Below are 22,074 nucleotides of genomic sequence, written 5' to 3' on the forward strand. Positions count from 1 at the left end.
GAACGGTTCAGACGAGAACAGTCGTGGCAACCACATCGTCGCCCTTTCCCCGTCCGATCGGTAGCCGACAACGCTTCTCTGCGCTGCTCGCAGCGACCGCGCTCGGGGTCTACCTCCTGTTGATCATCGGCGCGACGACCTCGCTGACGAACGCGGCGTCGGCGTGTTCGACCTGGCCGACCTGCCACGCGCCGGCCGATCCGCTGAGTCAGACCGAACTCGTCATCGCCTGGGGCCACCGCCTCGCGGCGGTTATCGTCGGGCTGCTCGTCGCCGCCACGGCCGTCACGGCGGTCCTCGGCGACGTCTCGAGTCGCGTCCGATGGACGATCATCGCCGCTGCCGTCCTCTACGTGATTCAGGTCGGCGTCGGCGCCGCGACGGCGATCTTCGGACCCGCGGCGATCGTTCCCGGGCTCCACCTCACACTCGGTCTCGTGATCTTTACGGGTATCGTGCTCGCACTCGCCTGGGACCTCGAACTCGCGACCGGCGAGGCAAACGACGCAATCGAGCAACCCGAGCCGCTCGAGTCCGTCGCCGCCGACGGGGAGGCTCCCGCGTCCCGTCCGCTCCCCGCCGGCGGGCTCGTTCGAGCGCGGCTCACCGCCTTCGCCTACTTCAAGATGATGAAGCCGCGGCTGATGTGGCTGCTCTGTCTCGTCGCCGCCGCGGGGATGGCGCTGGCAGCCGGTCCCGCGCTCACCGTCTCGACGATCGTCGCCACGCTCGGCGGCGGCGTCCTCGCCATCGGCGCGAGCGGGACGTTCAACCACGTCCTCGAGCGCGACATCGACCAGAAGATGTCCCGGACCGCCGACCGGCCGCTCGCGACCGAGTTGATCCCGGTTCGGAACGCGATGGCCTTCGGCGTGCTCCTGACGATCGCCTCGCTGGCGACGTTCCTGACGATCAATCTCCTCGCGGCCGCGCTCGGACTCGCCGCGATCGTCTTCTACAGCGTCGTCTACACGCTCGTGCTCAAACCCAACACGGTCCAGAACACGGTCATCGGCGGTGCCGCCGGCGCGTTGCCGGCGCTCATCGGCTGGGCCGCCGTCACCAACGAGATCGGCTGGCCGGCGCTCGCGCTCGCGGGCGTGATCTTCCTCTGGACACCAGCACACTTCTACAACCTCGCGCTGGCGTACAAGGACGACTACGCTCGCGGGGGATTCCCGATGATGCCCGTCGTGCGCGGCGAGACCGAGACCCGAAAACACATCGTCTACTACATCGCCGCGACGCTCGTCTCGACGATCGCGCTCGCCTGGATCACCGACCTCGGCGCGCTCTACGCGGCGACGGTCGCGATATTCGGCGGGATCTTCCTCTGGTTCGCCATCCGGCTCCACTTCGAGCAGACCGAGGCCGCGGCGTTCCGGTCGTTCCACGCTTCGAACGCCTTCCTCGGAGCCGTCCTGATCGCGGTGCTGATCGACGCGCTCGTGATCTGAGACGAACGTCCCGTGGCGTTCCGACATTCCTAACCGCGCGCCGTTCGTACCGTCAGCCAATGCACCGCCGATCGTTTCTCGCCGTCACCGTCGGCACCGCCCTAACCGCCGGACTGGCCGGCTGTACGTCGCTGCTCGGTGAACAGTATCCGGAGGAGTTGGAGGACGTCGACCCCGACCGAGAGCTCCCGGAACCGACGCTCGGCGACGGTGACGTAACCGTCGAGGTTTACGCCGATTTCACCTGCCCGTCCTGTCACAGCTTCCAGGCGGACGTCTTCCCGACGCTCGAATCGGAGCTGATCGAACCCGGCGAAATCACGTACCGCCACACCGACTTCCCGATCCCCGTCGAAGACGAGGCCGTCCCGATGGCGAACGCCGCTCGAGCGGTCCAGAGCGAAACCACGACCGACGACGAGCCGGCCGGGAAGTTCTTTGCGTACAAACGGGTACTGTACGAGAACGACTATACGAGCGACGAGGACCTCGCGACGGCCGCGGCAGACGTCGGCGTCGACGCCGACGTCGTCACCGGTGCGCTCGAGGGCGGAACGTACTACCCGACGATCGCCGCCGATAGGGAACGCGGCGAGGACGCCGGCGTCGGGGGAACGCCGACGGTACTCGTCGATGGCGAGGAGGTCGACGATCCGTTCGACATCGAGGAGATCGTGCAGACGGTCGAGGACGCTGCGTAGCTACCGCAGGGTACCGAACGCGGAGCAAGAGCACGTAGCCTGGAAGTAACTCGTCGAGCGCCCCTCGAGGACGACGATACTGTAGTGATAGAGCAGCGACAGCAGGAAGATCAATGCGACCACTCCTCCGATAGTCTTCACTGCACGACGCTGCCAGCGCTCGATGGCCAGATATTGGATAGTCGCGTACTGACTCCTCGTCTACAGAAACGGCCCCGGCGAGGACGGCCCCGGTATCGGAGAACTCCCGAAACACCGTTGTCGGCACCCAGGCGGTCCGACTCACCGGGAGGCGGCAATGAATCGATTAACGGTTTCGTCGCTGCCGGCGACGATGAGGCTGTCGCCTCGCTGGATCGTAAACTCTGGACCGAGATCAGTCAGCAACTCGCCGTCCCGTTCGGCCGCGACGACCGTACACCCCAACCATGCGCGAATATCGAGATCCGTCAGCGTTTGGCCAGCGAACTCGGGTGCCGTCGTCCGGATGATCTCGAACTGCGTTTCCGGCGTCAGCACCTCCTCGTCCTCGAGCAGGATCGAGGAGAGTATCCGTCCCGTTACCGTCGACAGGGCGAGGACGTACTCGGCGCCCGCCCGGTAGAGCTTTCGCACGGTTTCGGTCTCGTTGGCTCGCGCGATTACCTCGGTCTCGGGAGCCACCTTCTCGAGGACGAGCGTCGCGTAGATGGCGGCCGTATCGTCGTCGAGTGAGAGGACGATCGATCGGGCGCTCCCGATATCCGCAGCCTCGAGCGTATCTTCGTCGGTGACGTCTCCAACGACATCGATGCCGAGGTCTTCGCGCTTGTCGATAACCGTCCGGGAGAGCCCCTCCGCCTCGAGCGTGTTGCTGACCGTTTGGCCGACCTCCCCGTATCCGCCGATGACGACCCGAAAGGTGCGTTCTTCCGCGGGCGAGAGCGTTCGTGCGGTCAGTTCCGTGAGCGTCTCGTGAGAGCCGGCGACGAGCAGGATCGTGTGTTCGTCGATGGTCGTCTCGGGATCCGGTGCGGGGACGAACTCGCCGTTGAACCACGCGCCGATCACGGTGATGCCCATGCGGTCGCGTACGCCTGACTCGGCGATCGTCCGACCGGCGAGATCACTGTCACGCTCGACGAGAAATTCGGTGATCTCGAACTGTTCGTCGAGTTCGATCGTCTCCTGCAGTTCGGTGGTGATCGACATCGCGGCCTTCGCTGCGAGGCTGTGACCGAGAACCTGTCGCGGCCGAACGACGATATCCGCACCGGCGTAGCGATGGTAGGTCTCGGCGGCTTCGTCCTCGGCCACGCTTACGATCTGGATCTCGTCGGTGAGTTCCCTCGCGGTGAGGATCACTTCAGGATTGGCTTCATCGGAGATGTCGACCACGAGAGCGCGGGCCTCGTCGATGTTCGCCGCTAAAAGCGTCTGTTCTTGCTCCGGATCACCCACCATCGCCTCGATGCCGTCGGCCGTGAGGTCCGTGACGGTTTCCGGGTCGTCGTCGACGAAGACGGACGGAACGTCCGCGGCCTCGAGTTCGTCCCTGAGAACGTCTTCGCGTTCCCTGTGTGAACAGATGATGACGTGATCGGTGAGGTCGGTCGACTCCGCCGGCTGCGTCGCAAGCGCCCGCTGAAAGAGCGGCACGACGAACAGCGGCAGCGCGAGAAAGACGAGCAACACGCCGCTGAGGTTCATTCCGATAACGATGAGATTCATCGGGGCGCTGTTCCAAGCGTCCGTATCGCCGCCGAACCCGGCGGTCGTCAGCGACTCGATAACGACCTGAATCGACTCGTAGATCGTTCGCTCCTCGCCCTCGAACGTCAGCATCCCCCACTGATAGATGAAGGCGTAGACGATCACGATCCCAAAAACAGCGACGAGCGACAGCACGATTCGTCGCCACCACGTGTTCATCGGGGTACCTATTACTGTTGGAAGTATGAAACCTACTGCTTACCCGGTTCGCTATCCGGGTATTGCGCCAGCAACACGCGCTCGATGGCCCGTTCGACCTTTCACCTTACTCGCCGTCGTTTCGGGCCGCGTCGATGCGCTCGAACTGCTCGTCGCTCAGTTCGATCTCGACCGCGCCGACGTTCTCTTCAAGCTGGTCTGGCGTGCGCGCACCCACGATCGGCGTGCAGGTGAACCGATCCTGGTCCATCAGCCACCGCAGGGAAACCTGCGCCGGCGTGGCGTCGACCTCGCTCGCGACTGACTCGACGGCCTCGAGGACGTCCCAGGCGCGATCCGTGGCGTAGCGGTCCTCGAACAGGTCGTCTAAACTGGCGCGGGAGCCGTCCGGCGCTTCCACGGAGCCGTCCTCGGCTTTTTCGTACTTCCCCGTCAGGAAACCGCCGCCCAGCGGCGAGTACGGACAGACGGCAAGGTCCTGGTCAGCACAGACGTCGAGGTAGTCGCCGACGACGTCGTAGTGGGCCGCGTTGACCATCGGCTGAGTAACGTCGAAGCGCTCGAGGCCCTCGACGTCGCTGGTCCACAGCGCCTTGGTGAGCTGCCAGGCGGCCATCGTACTCGCACCGAGGTGGTTGACTTTGCCCTCGCGGACGAGGTCCGAAAGGACCGACATCGTCTCCTCGATCGGCGTCTCTTCGTCCCACCGGTGGATGTAGTAGCAGTCGAGGTAGTCAGTCCCCAGCCTGTCGAGGGTGCCCTCGATCTGAGCCCGGATGTGCTTGCGCCCGAGTCCGGAGTCGTTCGGGCCGGGCTCTCCCCAGCCGTTGAACGGGAAGTAGACTTTCGAGGCGATGACGAGGTCCTCGCGGTCGATGTCGTCGCGCGCTTCGAGCCAATCGCCGATCCACTCCTCGCTGGTGCCGTCCGGATCGCCGTAGACGTTGGCCGTGTCGATGAAGTTGATGCCGTGATCCCAGGCCGCATCGAGCAGTTCGTGGGCCTCCTCGCGGTCGGTCTCGACGACGCCGCCGGTTTCGCGTCCGAATCGCCAGGTGCCGTAACAGAGTCTCGAGACGGTCGTGCCCGTGTTGCCGAGCGTGGTGTACTCCATGGTGAGGAGTTTCGTCCGCCAGCGGGAAAACGGTAGGGAAGCGGCGAATCGCTCCCGATCGTCGCGTGTTTCGATCGGGGTCCTTGCAGGCCCATGGCGAGGCGTCTTGTTCGTGCCACCTGCTATGTCCGACGATGGAACCGAACGAGTCGGCCGTCCGCGAGTGTGGATCGGCGGAGTCGCCGGAACCGATCGTCCACGAGTACGACGCCGAGACGCCGGCCAGCATGGCCGTCATTCACGCGATCTGTGCCGTCACGAACGTCGACCCGCTCTCTGCCCCGACTGAACTCGGGTTCGTTCTCTACGAACACGTCGATCCGGGGGCGCTCGATACGCTCCTCGGGGATGGAACCGGCGACGGCGAGACGGTCGTCTCGTTCGAGATCGCGGGCGAGCAGACGTACGCGGTCGATATTTCTGACGACGGACGTATCGAAGTTCGTCGGTCGCGCTCGTCGGGCTGACGATCCGAACACCAGTCACAAATTCGATCGGACTGATTCGCTCGAGTCGTTCGCGATCTACCGGGTTCGAGTCCGATAACTGGTCCCTCGGTCCAATGTCGGTTGATCCGACTAGCGATGGTCGGTGGGGACCGAGAACTCGAACGATACTGCGTCGTCCGTCCGGGCGACCTCGAGTACGCGTTCGACGAACGCGGTCTTCCCCGTCGAGTAGGCGACGAGATCGTCGTGTTCGGCCGCCAGGTCACGTTTCAGCGTCTCGTACTCCGCACGAAGTTCGGAGTGTTTGACGAGAACGTCCCGCGTAACCACGCTGATCTTCCAGCCGTCGCTCGATGCTGCGAAGACGTGGTCGTTGAATCGCCGGACGTTCTCGCGGCGAAAGACGGGATGCCACTCGTCGCTGTTCTCGTGCCTGTCGCCGCCGAGTTCGGACTCGAGCGTTCGAGAGACCGCATCCACAGCGTCGTCCGCGACGACGATGTCGAGGTCGACGATGTCCTTCGCGGCGAGGCCCGGCACGGCGGTCGAACCGACGTGTTCGATTCGGTCGACGGCGGACTCGAGCGTCGCGTCGCGGAGCGCGTCGGTCACGCGCTCGCGTTCGGCATCGAAGCGCTCGCGCCACGCGTCGTGTCTGGACGGAACGAGTTCGATCGGATCCTCGTTCGGACTGACCATTGTTTCGCAGACACGTGTTCGGTACTTGAACGTTTGGCTCGAGGGACGACCGAGCCGACGTCGAAGCGCAGAAAACGGCGGAGATCGACCCTACTGGACCGACGGCAGCACTTCCTCCTCGTAGAACTCGATCGCCAGCTCCTGGTCGGGTCCGATCTGGTGGAAGTAGACGTGGTCGTAGCCGGCGTCGACGGCCTGCTCGATGCTGTCGATGTGATCCTGGGGGTCCGGACTGGTGGTCGTGCCGGACTCGGCGATATCCTCCTTTTCGACCAGCTGTGCGGCCTGCTCGAAGTGGGCCGGGTTCGGCAGTACCTGCGAGAGTTCGCCCGGCATGGAGCCGTTGGGCCAGTACTCGTAGACGGTGTCGACGGCCTCGTCTTCGGTTTCGGCGTAACAGCCGTGAAGTTGCGTGTATTTTGGGCCGTCGCCGCCGGCGTCCTCGTACGCTTCCACCGGCGCTTCCTTCGGGCCGGAACACCAGAGGCCGTCCGTGTTCTCGGCGACCCACTCGGCCGTCTGCGGGCCGAACGCACTCCCGATCGTCGTCGGCTGCTCGTCGGGACAGGTGTAGAGCCGGGCGTTCTCGACCGTGAAGTGCTCGCCGTGGTGGCTGACGGTCTCGCCCGTCCAGAGCTTACTCATTACGTCCATCGCCTCGTCAAGCATCTCGAGGCGGACGTCGTGTTCGGGCCAGCGCTCGCCCGTGACGTGTTCGTTCAGGTTCTCGCCGGTGCCAACGCCGAACGTGAATCGGTCGCCGAACATCTCGTCGACGGTGGCGACGGCGTGGGCGACGTTGATCGGATGGATGCGAATCGTCGGGCAGGTGACGCCGACGCCGACCTCGATGTCCTCGGTCGCTTCGGCGATACCACCCAGCGTGGACCAGACGAACGGCGACTCGCCCTGTGCAGAAACCCACGGGTGAAAATGATCCGAGATCGAGAGGAAGTCGAACCCGGCGTCCTCGGCGCGCCGGGCGATATCGACCAGTTCGTTCGGGCCGTGCTCCTCGCTCGAGAGGGTGTAACCGATCTGGGTCATTCTCGCGTCGCTACGACGAATCGGCGCGTAATGGTTCGGCTTGCGAGGGCTGCGGGGATCCGTCACCCCGTTCTGGAGGCGACAGCGCAGGCGAAGGCGCCGACCTGCGATCGAGGCGAGCGACGACCGTTTTACGTCGATCGGGGCCCTACGAGCGGTATGGAATCGAACCGCCAGTCGACGGATCCCGAACGCCCGCGAGGTCGCGCATGATCGAGCGGTCGCTAACCGTCGTCCCGGAGAACGGACTGCACGCGCGCCCGGCAGCGCGGTTCGTCTCGACGGCGAGCCAGTTCGACAGCGCGATCGAAGTGTCGGCGGCGGACGGCGATCCCGTCGACGCGAGCAGTATGCTCGCCGTCACCGGGCTGAACGTCCGCGGCGGCGAGCGGGTTCGCCTCACCGTCGACGGCCCGGACGAGGACGCCGCGTTCGAGGCGCTCGAGGAGATACTGACGACCCCGGAGGAGGAGTGAGGTGACCGGTCGATGACCGAACCGAACGGCGAGCGACGGCTCGAGGGAACCGGCGTGACGCCGGCCGTCGGCGTGGGCCCCGTCCACTGGCTCGCGACGGACCTCGAGTTGCCGGAGCCGCCCGACGCTGACGCCGTCGATCGGTCGAGCGAGCGCGAACGGATCGTCGCCGCTCGCGAACGGGCGCTCGAAACGCTCGAACGGGAACGGGCGGCGGCCGTCGAGCGCGTCGGCGAGAGCGAGGCGGAGATCTTCGACGCGCACGCGGCGTTCCTGACCGATCCCCAACTCGAGGACGGCATCGACGAGGCGGTCGACGATGACCTCCCGGCCGAACACGCGGTGCAGGCGGCGTTCGAGGGGCCGATCGCGCAGTTCGAGGCGATGGAGGGGCCGATGGCCGAACGCGCCGACGACCTCCGGGACGTTCGCGACCGGCTCGTTCGCGAGCTTCTCGGACGGGAGACGGCGGCGATCCCGTCCGGAAGCGTCCTCCTCGCCGACCGACTGACGCCGAGCGACACGGCCGGACTCGACCCCGATTCCGTCGCCGGCGTCGCGACGGTCACCGGCGGGCGAACCGCCCACGCGGCGATTATCGCGCGAGCGCTCGGCCTCCCCGCCGTCGTCGGCGTCGGCGAAGAGTTACGCGCGCTCGAGGCGGGAACTCAGGTGGTCGTCGACGGCGAGCGGGGCCGCGTGATCGCCGATCCCGACCCCGAAACGCGGAATCGAGCGGAACGCGACCGACGCGTCGAACCGATCGCAGAGCCCGTCGAAACCGCCGACGGCCGGCCGATCGAAGTCGCGGCGAACGTCGGCGGCGACGATTTCGCGGCCGCCGCGACCCAGGGTGCCGACGGGATCGGGCTCTTCCGGACGGAGTTTCTCTTCCTCGACCGCGAGGAGCCGCCGACCGAGGACGAACAGTGCGAGGCGTACGCGGACGCGCTCGAGACCTTTCCCGACGGGCGGGTGATCGTCCGAACCATCGACGTCGGCGGGGACAAGCCGCTGCCCTACCGCGAGGGGGCGTCCGAACGTAATCCGTTTCTGGGTGCGCGGGGGATTCGAGTCGCCCTCGAGGAGCTGTCGGACCTCTTCGAGACGCAGCTGCGGGCGATCTGCCGGGCGGCCGCGACCGAGGGCGGGGGCGAGCTCGCGGTGATGTTCCCGATGATCGCGACGGTCGAAGAGCTCGAGGAAGCGCAGGCTCGGCTCGAGGCCGCCGCATCGGCGTTGGCCGAGGAGGGGATCGAGTACGAACGCCCCACTATCGGCGTGATGATCGAGACGCCGTCAGCGGCCTTTATCGCCGACGAACTCGCCGCACGCGTCGACTTCCTGAGCATCGGGACGAACGACCTCACGCAGTACGTGATGGCCGCCGATCGGGAAAACGAGCGCGTCGCCGACCTGCAAGATCCGTTGCACCCCGCGGTGCTCCGGGCAATCGATCGGACGACAAGCCACGGCAGCGACGCGTGGGTCGGCGTCTGCGGCGAACTCGCCGGCGATCCGGCGGTGACCGAACTCCTGATGGGGCTCGGCGTCGACGAGCTGAGCACGAGTCCGATCGCGATCCCGGCGGTCAAACGCCGGGTTCGGGAGGTCGAGGCGTCGGCGGCGCGGGCGCTCGCCGACCGCGCGCTCGAGGCGGGGACGCGCGACGCGGTCGCGAGGCTGCTGGACGGCGAGTAGCTCAGTCCTCAGGCCTCAGACCTTCGAGACGTCGCGGGCCTCCTCGGCGGACTCGCGAACGCTCTCGACGGTGGCCGAGGGCGACGTCGCGGCGACCGCCGCGTTGAGCGCCCCCTCGAGGACCGGCGCGTCGGCGATGACGACGTCGTCGACGCCGGCCATCTCGATCGCGAGCTCGGCGTTCATCACGGCGCTCCCCAGATCGACGAGGACGACCACGCCGTCGCCGTCGGACGCGGTCTCGATCGCCTCCCTGATGGGGTCCGAGCTGGTGCCGATCCCGCCGTCGGGGTCGCCGCCGGCGTACTCGAGGGCACCCTCGCCGCTCATCTCGCGGGCGATCTCACAGATCCCCTCGGCCGCTTTGGCGCTGTGGGAGACGACGACGATGCCGACCATCAGTCGTCACCCTCGCCCGGACTCTCGGCCTCGAGTTCCGCGGGATCGACGTCCGCCTCGGCGTCGATCTCGCGTTCGATCTCGCCGTCGAGCTCTTCGGCTGCCACCGCGAGCAGCTCCTCCAAAATCATGAGCGTGCTCGTCGCGCCGGGGTCCTGGTGGCCGACCGAGCGCCAGCCCAGATAGGAGGCTCGTCCCTTCTTCGCGCGGATCGGCGTCGTGAACTCGACGCCACGTTGGGCAGCGTCGACCGCCTTGGCCAGTGCTTCGAGCGGGTCGAGATCGTCGACTTCGATCGATTTCTTGTAGGTGTGGACGGCGGGGGTGAGCGCGTCGACCATCGTCTTGTCGCCCACCGTCGCCTTCCCGCGGCTCTCGACGGTCTCGAGGTAGGTTTCAGCGAAGGCGACGCTAGAGTCGGCCGTGATCCCGCCCTCGAGTTCCTGACTCGCGCTCATGATCGAGCCGCCGTAGAGCGGACCGGACGCCCCGCCGATCGTCGAGACGAGGGCGACGCCGATCGTCTTGACGACGTCGGCCGGATCGCCGGCGTCGTTCTCGGACACCTTCTCGAGGGCCGCCTGAAACCCGCGGTTCATGTTCGCGCCGTGGTCGGCGTCACCGATCGCGGAGTCCAGTTCGGTGAGCGTCTCCTTCTCTTCGGCAAGCCGATCGGCGACGGCCTCGAGTGCGGTGACGACGAGGTCGCACTGTCGCTCGAACTCCTCCGGCATGCTTATTCCCCGCCGGTGACCGTCAGTCCGGGCGTTTCGACCGGGTAGGCGAGCAGCTCTTTGAGTTCGTCGTCGAGTTCGAGCAGCGTGATCGAACAGCCCTCCATATCCAGCGACGTCATGTAGTCGCCGACCCGGGCGTTCCATGTCTCGATGCCCGCCTCGCCGAGCAGCTCCTGCAATCGACGATTGACGACGTAGAGCTCCATCAGCGGCGTCCCGCCCATCCCGTTGACGATCGTGGCGACCTCCGCGCCCGCCTCGAGGTCGAGGTCCTCGAGGACGGCCTCGGTGAGGTGGTCGGTGATCTCGTCGGCGCTCATGGTGTCGGTTCGCTCGGTACCGGGTTCGCCGTGGATGCCGATGCCGAGTTCGATCTCGTCTTCGCCCAGATCGAACGTCGGCTCGCCCTTTTCGGGCGTGACACACGAGGTCAGGGCCATCCCCATCGTCCCGACGCGGTCGTTGGTTTTCTCGGCGAGGCGTTTGACCTCCTCGAGGTCGTCCCCGCGGTGGGCGGCCGCGCCGGCGACCTTATGGACGAAGATCGTTCCGCAGACGCCGCGTCGACCCGACGTGTACAGCGAGTCCTCGACGGCGACGTCGTCGTCGACAACGACGGTCTCGACTTCGACGTCCGACTCCATCCCGGCCATCTCGACGGCGGTTTCGAAGTTCATCACGTCGCCCTCGTAGTTTTTGACGACGCAGAAGACGCCCTCGCCGCCGTCACAGGCTAAGATCATCTCGCTCAACTGGTCGGCCGTCGGCGAGGTGAACACCGCGCCGGCTGCCGCGCCATCGAGCATCCCGTCACCGATGTAGCCGGCGTGGGTCGGCTCGTGGCCGCTTCCGCCGCCGGAGACGATGCCGACTTTCCCCTCGACCGGCGCATCTTCGCGGACGACGACCTCCGTCTCCTCGAGTCGCCGCAGGTCGTGAGCGGCAACCATTCCCTCGAGCATTTCGTCGACGACACCGTCGGGCTCGTTGATGAGTTTCTTCATGAAAGACCTTTATGTACATATGGCTACAAACGCTGATAAACGTTCTCGTGCTTTCACCTTCGGCCGAGACGACGTCTTCGTCTGCGAGCGTCGTTCTGCACCGCATCGAGAGCGGAGCCGACCCGCAACACGGGCGGCGTGACGAATCGAACTTCTTACCCGCAACCGACCGATACCGGCCCGTATGGAAGCCGAAGCCGTGGTCGAAGCGACGGACCTCGAGAAAGCCTACGGCGAGACGGTGGCGCTATCGGGGGCGTCGCTCTCCGTCGCGGGCGGCGAGGTCTTCGCACTGATCGGCCCGAACGGGGCCGGGAAGACGACGCTCGTTCGCGCGCTGACGGGAACGACGGATCCCGACTCGGGATCGGCTCGAGTGCTCGGCGACGCGCCGGCGGCGATCGACCGGGATCGCCTCGGGGTCCTCCCGCAGGAGTTCTCCCCGCCGGATCGTCTGAGCGCGCGCGAACTGCTGTCCTACTACGCCGGACTGTACGACGACCCGCGGGATCCCGACGCGGTGCTCGCCGACGTCGGCCTCGCGGATACCGGCGACACCTGGTACGAAGACCTCTCGGGCGGCCAGCAACGTCGCGTCTGCGTCGGCTCGACGCTGGTCAACGACCCAGACGTGCTCTTTCTCGACGAACCGACGACGGGGATCGACCCGGCCGGCCGGCGGACGGTCTGGCGGCTGATCGAGGACCTCGCGGCGGGCGGGACGACCGTCGTCCTCACCACCCACGACATGGCCGAAGCCGAGCGGTTGGCCGACCGCGTCGGCCTGCTCGCCGACGGCTCGCTCGTCGCTCGCGGGACGCCCGACGAACTCGTCCGCGACCACGGTGGCTCGAGTCGACTCACCGTCGAGACGGCCGCCGATCTCGACGCGTTCGCCGACCTCGAGTTCCCCGTCGGCCGTCCGGAACGTGGTCGATTGCAGGGACGAACGTCGGAGAGCGCGGTCGTCGTTCGCGATATCGCCCCTGCAGAGATCGGAACGGTCGTCGACTACCTCGAGGATCGCGGCCTCGAGTACACCGGCCTCTCGTGGGCCGAACCCGACCTCGAGGACGTCTACCTCGCGCTCGCGGATCGGACGGAACTCGAGCGAACGGATAGCGGTGGCGGCGAGGCTGCCGACGAGGCCGGCGCCGACGACATCACTCACGCGGGTGAGACGGCGTGAGCCGACTGCGTCGCATTCGGGCCGAAACCAGCGCGGGTTGGCGTTCGTTCGTCCGTCGCCGAACCGCGGTCTTCTTCACCTTCTTCTTCCCGGTGATTCTGATCGTCATCTTCGGCGCGCTCGTGCGAACGGATCCGACCGGCGAGGGGTTGTTCACGGAGCCGCCGGCGTACTACGTACCGGCGTATCTCGCCGTCGTCGTGCTCTTCACGCCGCTCTCGCGGATGGGCAGCGAGGTCGCGCGCCACCGCGAGGGCAACCGCTTCGAGAAACTCGCGACGACGCCGGTAACCCGCGGTGAGTGGTTGCTGGCCCAGACGCTGGTCAACGCCGTGATCATCGGCCTCGCGAGCGTACTCATCCTCGCGCTCGTGGTCGTCCTGACCGGCGCCGAGATCGCGTTCTCGCCGTGGCTCGTCCCGTACATCCTCGTCGGCGTCGTCTGTTTCTGCGGTATCGGTGCGATGCTCGGCAGCTACACCGACTCCCAGGACGGCGCCATCGCCGCGAGCAACGCCATCGGACTCCCGTTACTGTTCCTTTCGGAGACGTTCATCTCGCTCGAGCAACTCCCCGGTTGGTTCGAACCGCTCGTGAACGTCTCGCCGCTGACGTACTTCGCTCGCGGCGTCCGCGCGGCAACCTTCCCCGAGGCTGGGACTGCTGATGTGGCGGGTCTCGAGCCCGCAGTGGCGAACTTCGCGATCTTGGCCGTGTTGGCTGTGATCGCATTCGGACTCGGCGCGCGGTCGATTCCGCGGACTGATTGAGGGGTGGGCGTTCTCGAGTAGGAGACATCGTTCGCAGAACTGGCCGACGGCGGGACTGACTCGAGACGAAAAGTAACACTATTGTGCGGGCATCTCATATCCCGCAACTGGAGTCCCCAAGTGAACGCAGTTCCGCTGGAACTGCGAGTACTCGAGGATGAACGAGGAGCCCCGTGGTGGTGAGCAAATCCGAACGGATTTGCGAGGAACACGGGGCTTCGAACGAAGTGAGAAGTCCCGTGGTGTAGTGGCCAATCATATGGGCCTTTGGAGCCTATGACGGCGGTTCGAATCCGCCCGGGACTATTTTGCGGCGAACAATTCGTGAGCCGCAAATATCCTCGCGGATTCGGGCCCAGAAGGCGAGAGGATTCGAGCCTTCGTGGTTCGAATCCGCCTTCCAGTCTTCACAGCCGTTTTGGTGATTTTCCACGCGCGTGTACACTTACCACGCGAATAACCTCCAACGAGAACGTCGGCCGGCAAAGCAGCAGAGAAACAGCGATACCAGAAGAATGGTGTTCATTTGTACAGGTGATTGAGAAGATAAACGACTACTATCGCCCCGATTGGGTACAGCATCCACCCGGCGTACATAAACGTTTCATTCCTGGGACTCAGATAGGCGTTGATAGTCATATGAACGGTCCATAGTGTAGCAACGCAAGCCATCGCAACCAACGAAACTTGAACGATCATGATGAAGAAAATCAGATCTTGCTCAAATCTGCCGACAGAGAATCGGAGCTTCAGATCCTCCTGTTCGCGGGTCATGCTCGATCAACTCTATTAGACGACATTAACTGTTCTTGCTCTGTGATGATTAGTCTTCCAGCGATCGCAGCATCCCCGAGGACCGAGCCGCTTCGATTCGAATTCGGTTAGAAGCGACTCGAGAGCCACTCGACTTTGCAATCGCTCCGCAAACCCAGCTCTCCTGCGAGATCGGTGATATCTGCGCTACGAGCCACCGTGACCGGAAAGCCGTGTTCACGACCCGTCGATCCACCCCCCATAGCAGTCAGGAATGCGGGGTACGCTTCGAACGAGTACCGTCGAAACCGATGCGGGTGACGCCGAGCCACTGGTAGCGATGGACGCACAGTTCGACGAGGACTCGAGGTCACAGGGCGTTCCGTCGCGAGTACTGCGTGCTCGCTCGGAATCCCGCTCCATCGTCCACCGTCGTGAATACCGACTATCAAGTTCGTGACGGAGCGAAGCCGAACGTCGACGAATGAATGAGAGCACCACACACTCCAAATCATGTTGGTAGTACGCTTTTCCATAGCCGGTTGCATTCTACACATAGTACTTGAGAGTCCAACGCAGCAAGACGGTCACCCACTCCGGACTGGTGTCCCCTCGTCGCCTTTGTCGGTCGTTTCGACACGAATAGCGCATAATCCGAATTGTTTCTTGATGATTACTTGAAAATATATCTGGCCAATACCTAGAACAGAAGCTTTACATCGAACTACGAACCTGTTCTGGATGCAGACCATGACCTCCACATCGAACCAACACCGCTGCCGCTCTGACGAACCCGCAGACACGACCGAGTCTGCTCGATCGTCGCCCCTCTCCCGAGACGACATCTTCCACGTGCTACAGACGAACCGCCGGCGGGACGCGATCGCGTACATGTTGAACAGGGACGGTCCCGTCAAGATGAGCGACGTCGCCGAGTACGTCGCTGCGAAAGAGAACGATACGACCGTCGCGAACCTGACCTCCGCACAACGCCAGCGCGTCTATATCCCGCTCTACCAGTCCCACCTCCCGAAACTCGACAAGAAAGGGATCATCGAGTACGACCAGTCCCGCGGAATCGTCCGGTCGACGGATCGCATCGAGACCTTCCGTCCGTACCTCGAGGACACCACAGACAGTGCCGATAGCTCGACCCGTGGCTCACCTCGGTCGATCGTGGCGAACGCCGTCGGCGACTATCACGTGACGTCCGCGTGTGCGAGCACCGGACTGCTGGTCGCGACGATGGCCGGATTGCTGCAGCTCCCCGAGTTGACGCTCGCCGTACTCATCGTCGGCCTCTTTACGCTGGCGACGGTTGCGACGACGATCACCGACTCGCTCGCGTCGAACGACGCCATCGACGGCCGTTCGGTCCACTGATTCGAAGGCCGGTTCCACACGTCGGGCTGATGCCCGCGAGCCGCGTTCGAACGAAGTCTGCACGGTTTCTGTTCTGTGTTCGGTGACGACCGCGAGTCGCTGTCCGTAGCAGGACATCGGTATTCGTTCGTCCTCGTATTAGAACGACGGACTGAGTACCTAGCTGTCTCTTAACGGTCGCATAGTAATCGCCACGTCGGCGCTCCGTCGCGTATGTTCGGAACCAGCGGTATTCGAGGAACCGTCGGCCACGACGTGACGACGGCGCTCGCACTCTCCGTCGGACGGGCCGTCGCGTCCGAGGGCTACGATCGCGTCGTCGTCGGGCGCGACGTTCGGGAGAGCGGCGACGCGCTCCTCGACGCACTGACCGCCGGTCTCCGGGAGTGTGGCGCGGACGTGCTCGAGGCGGGCGTCGTTCCGTCGCCGACGGTTGCGAGAGCCGTCCCGTGGACGAACGCGGACGCAGGAGTCGTCGTGACGGCTTCGCACAATCCCGCGCCGGACAACGGTTTCAAACTGTGGTCCGCAACTGGACAGGCGTTCGACCCCGAGCAGTGCGAGACGATCGCGACGCGAATCGAGCGAGACGAGTACGGTCTCGGCGCCTGGAACGAGTACGGATCGATCGAGTCCCTCGACGATGCACCTGATCGACACGCGACTGCACTGCGAGATGCCGTCTCGATCGACGACCCGCCGACCGTCGCCCTCGACGTCGGAAACGGGACGGGCGGAATCACCGCCCGCGTGCTCGCCGACCTCGGCTGTGACGTCGTCACGGTGAACGGCCACCGAGATGGACGGTTCCCAGGTCGGCCGAGCGCTACCGACGATCAATCGACTCGAGTGACCCTCTCGGACCTCTCGTCGCTCGTCGAGACGACCGATGCGGACGTCGGAATCGCCCACGACGGCGACGCAGACCGAACCCTGGCCGTCGACGACACCGGGACGTTCGTGCCGAAAGACGTGCTCATGGCGCTGTTCGCACGCGAGGTCGCGACCGACGGCGACGTCGTCGCGGCACCGGTGGATACCAGTATGATCGTCGACGACGCGCTCGCGGCAGTCGGTGCGTCCGTGAGTCGAACGCGAGTCGGCGACGTTTTCGTCGCCGACCGTGCGAGGCGTCCGGACGTCGTCTTCGGCGGCGAGCCCAGCGGCGCGTGGATCTGGCCGACGGAGACGCTGTGCCCGGACGGCCCGTTGGCCGCGTGCAAACTCGTCGAACTCGTGGCCGACCGTGGACCGCTCTCCTCGCTCGTCGCGGACGTCGAAACGTACCCCATCCACCGACGATCGGTCGAAGTCACGGCGAAAGCGGCCGTGATGGATCGAGTTCGCGAGCGGGTCTGCGATCGGTACACGGACATCAGCACGATCGACGGCGTCTACGCCGACGTTGGCGACGGCTGGATCTTGCTACGAGCGAGCGGCACCCAGCCGGTCGTCCGGGTCACGGCCGAAGCGCGAGCGGAATCTCGGGCCGAGCAGTTGACCACTGACGCCGTGGCGATCCTCGAGGACGCGATTGCAGCACCTCCGTGATCCGGACCGAGTCGAACCGTGTAGACCGGACGGGATCGAACCGTGTAGACCAGACGCCGTCTTCCGTATCTGCGATCAGGTTCCGGGCCGCACGACGGCTACGAGTTCCGCTGCGACGAGGGTTACCTGAACTGACGCCGCACTCCGCTCACGAACAGTTTCGACCGCTGCAACGGGCAGTTACACGCTCTATAAGTATGGGTCGCCGGTCGAATCGCAGATGATACGGCTAGTATGGGATTTATCGCCGAAGTCCACCTCGTTCACGACGACCTCGCGTTGGCCCCAACGATAGCGCGCTATCCCGACGTAACGATCAGGTACGAGTACGAGGCGACGACTGCTGATCAAACGCTGCAGTTCTTCTCCGTCTTTAGCGACGAGTATGGACCCCTCGAGCGAGCGATGGACGAAGATCCCACGGTCTCGAACCCGGTGCGAGTCGCGACGTTCGAGAATCGGTCGATCTACCGCGTGACGGTCGAGACCGACGTCGAAATCGTTCCCGACCGGTGTGCGGAGAGCGGGCTGTTCGTGTTCACGATGACGAGCGCCGAACGGGGTTGGATCGCACGGGTGCATCTACCGGACCGTGACGCGCTGACCGCGTTCCGAACGTGGAGTCGCGACCGCGGCGTTTCGTTTCGGGTCACGCAGCTGTACGACCTCTCGGTCTCCGACAACGGGACGTACTTCCTGACCGAGCAACAACACGAAATTCTCCTCATGGCGTACTACGCCGGCTACTACGACATTCCACGCGGGATCACCCAGGACGGGCTCGCCGAACGACTCGAGATTTCGGACTCGGCGGTCTCCCAGCGACTCCGACGCGCCGTTTCCGAGTTGATCGCTGCCACGCTCGAGAACGATCGTACACCGAGCAACCTGGCCTGACAGCTTCCCACCTGCCGCTGCGGCGGTTACGGGAACGTCGAACCGACGGAGACGGAGAAAGTCGCAGTGTTCGTCGTCGCTCGGGACACTGATCTGCACTCCGACTTGTGCCAGGACGACTCCCGCGTCGGACGGCAGGTTCGAGAACTCGCCGCCGGTTCGTTCCCCGGTGTCCAACGCCTTGCGAACCGACCGTTCGCAAACATCCGGAGCGCTTCGATTTTCGAATACACTATTTCTGTCCGCGTTGCCGTCCAGTCCGTACACTCGGGTCGTCCGAGGCGCCCCTGCATCTCGTTGAAACCCTCGCAGCTACAGCGATTACACGTTTTTCGACGTGTCGTACTTCTCGACCGATCGAACGTCGACAGCTGCGTCATGGGCGTTGTGCTCGAGGTGCTAAGGCGGACGAACGGTGTTCTGTGGGCCGTGTCGCTGACGTCTCGTCTCTCGTCGGTGTTCCTGCAGATGCTAAGAGTACCACGACGATGACCTCGTTGCGTTCAACGACCTGCTGCCCCGTCCGTTTCGGCCTTACCGATGGAGTTTCGACTCCTACTGGGTAACGCTGCTCATCGGTCACCGACCAATCACGACTGTATCCCATAGGGTGGGCCCTTACCCATATCCGTCTCGGTGACTGATACCTGTACTCTTAGATAGGTGATAACCCAGTACCCATACGCGCCCGATTCCGTGTGTTCTCGGACTTGTATTCTTCACTTGTACGAGATGAAATCGTCTGTAGTAGTTGTTAATGTGTTTTTATTGACGATTTCGAGATTGGATTTCGGACTTAAAAGCTTGCTATCCGAATCCATAGATACTGGACCCCGTCATCACTCAAAAAGAAGTGACTATCAATGTCGGAAGGAAGTGGTAAACGAAGTTCGACGTGCGGTGAGTCCCATCGAAGCGAGAATACCCGTCAACTCGACGGATCGACGACTGAAGGATCGTCGTTCTCTCGCTCACGCCGAAGGTTTTTACAAGGTGTAGCGATCACGGGTGCTGCCGGTGTCGGTTTGGCGTCGACTGTTGGTGCATACCACGAACGCTATGGACAGTACGAGGACGAGTACGACAACGTCGTAAACGTCGTCGAAGCAGGTGCAGACAGGACCGGTGAGGAGTCGATTACCCCTGTACTCGAGGAGCTTCGGGCGGACAATACCCTGTTCGTGTTCCCCGAAGGACGGTACTACATGGACAAACAGTTCCGATTTACGGGGTTCGAGAACGTCGGTTTCGTGGGCGACAATGCGACGCTTGTTCCGGCGAACTACCACGAGTTCGACGGACCGCGGTTCAGGCTGTTCCGTCTCGGCGTCTCGTACGCCCCTGGTAGACACCTCCGGTTCGAGGGATTCGACGTGGACCAGACGGCCCCCGACACGGGGATCCGAACGATCGAAGCGAGCGTATCCCAACGCCTCGAGGTGCGAAATATCACCATCGACGGCGAACACGACAGCGGAACGTGGGGTCCAGGGATGTTCGCGATCACCGATTCGGACGGACGAGGAACCGTCGAACGGTTTCGGGCGCCGGACGGCGGAGTTCACGCCGACGAGACGCCAAACGCGGGCAACATGTGGCGCGGTCCGATCGGCATCGAGGCGAACACCAACGTCGGCCGACTCGAGTTCGTCGACTGCGAACTCGGCGGATTTCCCGACAACGGGCTGTACGCGATCAACGAGGCGGGAACGGTCATCGTCGACGGCGGCCGGTTCAAGAACTCTAACGGCGCGAACGTCCGAGTCGGCGGTGAGGGAAGCGTCATCAAAAACGTCTCCGTCGTCGTGGATCGGACGCGTTCCTACGACAACAGTCAGCGCGGGATCCGCCTCGAGAACGGCGATGACCTCCACGTCGACGGCGCCGAGGTGACGATCAGTTCACCGCAATCGACGAGTCACGCGATTTCGGTGATGAACACCTGCCAGCGGTCCCGGATCGAAGACGCGACGGTCGAGATCCGAGGCGACGATGTGAACCACGGGATCGTCATCTCGCCGGAGGCCGGCTACTCGCACATCGTCGACTCCGAAATCGTTCACGAGGCCGCCGGTGGGTACCCCCTCTGGATTCGCGACACCGACAAACAGGATCGAGTGCTCGTCGAACTTCTGGATGTCTCCGGCAACGCCGGCGTCACCTCGGCCGGATTCCGTGACGGTATCCGGTGTGGCCGGGACAACTGTCGGTTCAGCACCGTCACTGTCGATCAACCCGGTCGCGGCGGCGTCGACCGAAACGGGGTCGTCATGACGGGTGACGACTCCACCCTCTACAACTGTACGTTCCGCGCGAGCCAGTACCCGTACGTCGATCAGGGCGACGGGAACCACCTCCGAAACTCGGAGGTCGAGTCCTCCCGCGACGGTCTCGAGGGCGTCCGGTTCTATCCGGGCATCGACGGCCCCGAGCTCAGAGTGAATCGAATCGTCGGCGGGATCGACGACCTCGGCGCGAGCGACGTGGTGAGCTGGCGGAATACGTACCAGTAGGGTCGTACCTGCCTATCGACGGCGAGCTTACCGATCGTTTTACGTCGCTCGAATCGCGTCGCGGAACGTCACGACCTCGAGATCACGTTCCTCGACCCACTCGAGGACCTCGCGGATCCGTTCTTCGGTAACCTCCTCTTTGAACGTGTGGGCGCCGAGCACGCCGACGGCCTCCTCCTCGGCGACTCGATCGAGCCCCTCTCGAACCGCCTCGCGAGTCGTGTTCTCGGCGAAGTACGCGCGGTTAGTCTCGAAGGGATCGAACTCGTGTCGGTCGTTGACCATCGAGTCCGGATTGACGTTCGAAATGCCGTCGTAGTACTCGCCAGCGATGTCGACCGTCCGTCCGTCGACGACGTCGTACGGCGCGAGCAGCGTGTCGACCTCGAATCCCAGTCCCTCGAGTTCCTCCTTCGACGCCCCGAGGAACTCGTGCATGAGCTCTTCCGGATAGCGCTCGACGGTCTCGCCCGCGAGAAACGACTCGCCGACCGGTTCGTCGAACTCGAGGTAGCCGCCGACGTCGTCGTGACCCGAGTCGACGACGGTCCGTTGGACGGTCGCCTCGCCGTCGGTGACCTCGATATCGTACTCGTGGTGGAATCCGTGGTTGCGCTGCTCCGGGTAGATCCGGATGTCGTCCGGATCGACGTCCTCAACGAGTTCGAACGCCGCGAGTGCGGTGTGGTCGGTCGTATGCGAGCAGATCTCCCAGCCGGCGTCGGCGAGTTCCTCCAGGTGATCGACGTCCATCCAATCGTTGTCGTTGAAGTCCTCACGGCCGATCCACTCGGAGACGATACCTGCGGTCGCCGGCGCGTCGAACTCCTGGTGGACCGGGAACGCCACCTCGTAATCCTCGATCGGCCCGTCGTCGTAGACGAAGGCGACGGCACCGCCGTCGAGGCTCGGGACGTCGTCCGACTCGTCTCCGTCCTCGGTTACACCATCCTCGTCGCTCCCATCGTCGTCGTCCGACTCGTCGTCGTTCGACCCGTTCTCGCGCCCGGTTAGCGCGTCGGTGCAGCCTGCCGTCAGTCCGATCGCGCCCGTTCCAGCGATACCGATGAAGCGACGGCGCGTCGATTCGTGACTCATCGTGTTCGGATCGAACTCGCACGCGGTCGGCTATACTTATCCGTCCGATAAGCTCTCGTTCGGCCGAGAGTCGTCCGATTTCGACCGGCTCGATCGTCGGGAACGGTGACGAAATCGGCCGGTCGATCGAATCGGCGTCTCGTGCGGGAACGGCCCGCTGGCGGATTTAACACGGGTATAATAAGGCACCACTGCCGACACCGTCTCGGTATCATGAGTATCGCC

Annotated in this window: 19 protein-coding genes and 1 tRNA gene; 12 read left to right on the top strand and 8 right to left on the bottom strand. The window is 64.3% G+C overall.

Features of this window, described 5'->3' with window-relative positions; all coding sequences use genetic code 11:
* The first annotated feature begins 23 nt into the window (after positions 1-23).
* Together BLT08_RS07235 and BLT08_RS07240 are read left to right on the top strand one after the other, a co-directional pair.
* Positions 24-1,457, top strand: a complete 1,434-nt coding sequence (locus BLT08_RS07235) for a heme o synthase (protein WP_090304428.1) — start codon at positions 24-26, stop codon at positions 1,455-1,457.
* Between the two features lie 59 nt (positions 1,458-1,516).
* The gene (locus BLT08_RS07240; RefSeq protein WP_090304430.1) at positions 1,517-2,158 is read left to right on the top strand and encodes a DsbA family protein; all 642 of its coding nucleotides are present in this window, start codon (positions 1,517-1,519) and stop codon (positions 2,156-2,158) included.
* 282 nt (positions 2,159-2,440) lie between these two features.
* On the opposite strand, the gene BLT08_RS07245 is transcribed toward BLT08_RS07240, so the two are convergent.
* Positions 2,441-4,069 carry a potassium channel family protein gene (locus BLT08_RS07245; protein WP_090304432.1) on the bottom strand — a complete coding sequence of 543 codons (1,629 nt, stop codon included), beginning with the start codon at positions 4,067-4,069 and terminating at the stop codon, positions 2,441-2,443.
* A 106-nt stretch (positions 4,070-4,175) separates the two neighbouring features.
* Complete coding sequence (locus tag BLT08_RS07250; RefSeq protein ID WP_090304434.1) at positions 4,176-5,183, bottom strand: aldo/keto reductase; 1,008 nt, start codon at positions 5,181-5,183, stop codon at positions 4,176-4,178.
* A gap of 134 nt (positions 5,184-5,317) precedes the next feature.
* Here BLT08_RS07250 and BLT08_RS07255 point away from each other — a divergent pair, with 134 nt between their 5' ends.
* Positions 5,318-5,650 carry a HalOD1 output domain-containing protein gene (locus BLT08_RS07255; RefSeq protein ID WP_090304436.1) on the top strand — a complete coding sequence of 111 codons (333 nt, stop codon included), beginning with the start codon at positions 5,318-5,320 and terminating at the stop codon, positions 5,648-5,650.
* 111 nt (positions 5,651-5,761) lie between these two features.
* Here the strand turns inward: BLT08_RS07255 and BLT08_RS07260 are convergent, their stop codons facing one another.
* Entirely contained in the window at positions 5,762-6,331 is a 570-nt protein-coding gene (locus BLT08_RS07260; RefSeq protein ID WP_090304438.1) for a GrpB family protein, read from the bottom strand.
* A gap of 90 nt (positions 6,332-6,421) precedes the next feature.
* A complete protein-coding gene (locus BLT08_RS07265) occupies positions 6,422-7,378 on the bottom strand; it encodes a TIGR03557 family F420-dependent LLM class oxidoreductase (protein ID WP_090304440.1) in 957 nt (318 codons plus the stop codon).
* Positions 7,379-7,587: 209 nt separating this feature from the next.
* Here BLT08_RS07265 and BLT08_RS07270 point away from each other — a divergent pair, with 209 nt between their 5' ends.
* Together BLT08_RS07270 and ptsP are read left to right on the top strand one after the other, a co-directional pair.
* Positions 7,588-7,854 carry an HPr family phosphocarrier protein gene (locus tag BLT08_RS07270; protein WP_175529257.1) on the top strand — a complete coding sequence of 89 codons (267 nt, stop codon included), beginning with the start codon at positions 7,588-7,590 and terminating at the stop codon, positions 7,852-7,854.
* Between the two features lie 12 nt (positions 7,855-7,866).
* Positions 7,867-9,555, top strand: a complete 1,689-nt coding sequence (ptsP, locus tag BLT08_RS07275) for a phosphoenolpyruvate--protein phosphotransferase (RefSeq protein WP_090304442.1) — start codon at positions 7,867-7,869, stop codon at positions 9,553-9,555.
* Between the two features lie 15 nt (positions 9,556-9,570).
* On the opposite strand, the gene dhaM is transcribed toward ptsP, so the two are convergent.
* From dhaM to dhaK, 3 genes are read right to left on the bottom strand one after another with little or no spacing between them, the layout of a single operon-like run.
* Positions 9,571-9,954: a dihydroxyacetone kinase phosphoryl donor subunit DhaM gene (dhaM, locus tag BLT08_RS07280; protein ID WP_090304444.1), complete on the bottom strand. Its 384-nt coding sequence runs from the start codon at positions 9,952-9,954 to the stop codon at positions 9,571-9,573.
* Entirely contained in the window at positions 9,954-10,688 is a 735-nt protein-coding gene (gene dhaL, locus BLT08_RS07285) for a dihydroxyacetone kinase subunit DhaL (protein WP_090304446.1), read from the bottom strand. The genes dhaM and dhaL overlap by 1 nt, the downstream gene beginning before the upstream one ends.
* 2 nt (positions 10,689-10,690) lie before the next feature.
* Entirely contained in the window at positions 10,691-11,695 is a 1,005-nt protein-coding gene (gene dhaK, locus BLT08_RS07290) for a dihydroxyacetone kinase subunit DhaK (protein WP_090304448.1), read from the bottom strand.
* Between the two features lie 184 nt (positions 11,696-11,879).
* On the opposite strand from dhaK, the gene BLT08_RS07295 reads away from it, so the two are divergent.
* The 7 genes from BLT08_RS07295 to BLT08_RS07330 all read left to right on the top strand — a co-directional run bounded on the left by BLT08_RS07295 (position 11,880) and on the right by BLT08_RS07330 (position 20,751).
* The gene (locus BLT08_RS07295) at positions 11,880-12,884 is read left to right on the top strand and encodes an ABC transporter ATP-binding protein (protein ID WP_090304451.1); all 1,005 of its coding nucleotides are present in this window, start codon (positions 11,880-11,882) and stop codon (positions 12,882-12,884) included.
* Positions 12,881-13,654, top strand: coding sequence for an ABC transporter permease (locus BLT08_RS07300; protein WP_090304453.1), 774 nt, complete (start codon positions 12,881-12,883; stop codon positions 13,652-13,654). Before BLT08_RS07295 ends, BLT08_RS07300 begins: the two co-directional genes overlap by 4 nt.
* A gap of 233 nt (positions 13,655-13,887) precedes the next feature.
* A tRNA-Gln gene (locus BLT08_RS07305) sits at positions 13,888-13,960 on the top strand.
* 1,197 nt (positions 13,961-15,157) lie between these two features.
* A complete protein-coding gene (locus tag BLT08_RS07315) occupies positions 15,158-15,790 on the top strand; it encodes a DUF7344 domain-containing protein (protein ID WP_175529258.1) in 633 nt (210 codons plus the stop codon).
* A 213-nt stretch (positions 15,791-16,003) separates the two neighbouring features.
* Positions 16,004-17,341: a phosphoglucosamine mutase gene (glmM, locus tag BLT08_RS07320; protein WP_090304459.1), complete on the top strand. Its 1,338-nt coding sequence runs from the start codon at positions 16,004-16,006 to the stop codon at positions 17,339-17,341.
* A gap of 234 nt (positions 17,342-17,575) precedes the next feature.
* On the top strand, positions 17,576-18,238 hold the full coding sequence (locus BLT08_RS07325; RefSeq protein WP_090304461.1) for a helix-turn-helix domain-containing protein: 663 nt from the start codon (positions 17,576-17,578) through the stop codon (positions 18,236-18,238).
* A gap of 863 nt (positions 18,239-19,101) precedes the next feature.
* Positions 19,102-20,751, top strand: a complete 1,650-nt coding sequence (locus tag BLT08_RS07330; protein ID WP_139171288.1) for a twin-arginine translocation signal domain-containing protein — start codon at positions 19,102-19,104, stop codon at positions 20,749-20,751.
* Between the two features lie 39 nt (positions 20,752-20,790).
* On the opposite strand, the gene BLT08_RS07335 is transcribed toward BLT08_RS07330, so the two are convergent.
* The gene (locus BLT08_RS07335; RefSeq protein WP_090304463.1) at positions 20,791-21,849 is read right to left on the bottom strand and encodes a polysaccharide deacetylase family protein; all 1,059 of its coding nucleotides are present in this window, start codon (positions 21,847-21,849) and stop codon (positions 20,791-20,793) included.
* Between the last annotated feature and the right edge of the window lie 225 nt (positions 21,850-22,074).

It is taken from the genome of Natronorubrum texcoconense, from assembly GCF_900100335.1.
GTDB lineage: Archaea > Halobacteriota > Halobacteria > Halobacteriales > Natrialbaceae > Natronorubrum > Natronorubrum texcoconense.